Genomic DNA, 515 nt, shown 5'->3' with positions numbered 1-515 from the left:
GAGGCAGGATTTTCAGGGATTCATTGACTGAGCCGTCTGGTTGTGCTCGTTCTGCTTGGGTGGCCTGTTGATCCAGGCGGCTCTGGGTAAGGATGCGGGCTTGGGTGGTTTGTTGACGAACCGGTCGGGGTTGCGGGCGTAGGCGGCGTCGAGGACCTCGGCGCGGACAGCGCGGACCGTCTCAGCTCGTCCGTAGTGGACGTCGGTCGGATGCAGCCAGGCGACACCGGAGTGGTAGTGCTCGGCGTTGTACCAGGTGAAGAATCGTTGGCAGAACGCTCGGGCGTCAGCGATCGAGCCGAACGCGTCGGGAAAGTCGGGCCGGTACTTCAGAGTTCGGAACTGCGCCTCACTAAAAGGGTTGTCGTTGCTCGTATGCGGCCGGGAATGCGACTTGGTGACCCCGAGGTCGGCCAGGAGGAACGCGACCGGCTTGGACGCCATGGACGAGCCGTTGTCGGCGTGGATGGTCAGCTGATCGCGGTTGATGTTCTGCTTGGCGATGGTGTCGGCAA

General features: G+C 62.7%; 1 protein-coding gene. It reads right to left on the bottom strand.

What is annotated here, in order from left to right; genetic code table 11:
* Positions 1-12: 12 nt before the first annotated feature.
* The coding region (locus Vau01_RS63105; RefSeq protein WP_204015532.1) for an integrase core domain-containing protein at positions 13-515 on the bottom strand (503 nt) is incomplete at its 5' end.

It is taken from the genome of Virgisporangium aurantiacum, assembly GCF_016863635.1.
Classification (GTDB): Bacteria; Actinomycetota; Actinomycetes; order Mycobacteriales; family Micromonosporaceae; genus Virgisporangium; species Virgisporangium aurantiacum.
Note: the sequence above shows the minus strand (reverse complement) of the source record. Positions and strands in the feature narration are given on the sequence as shown.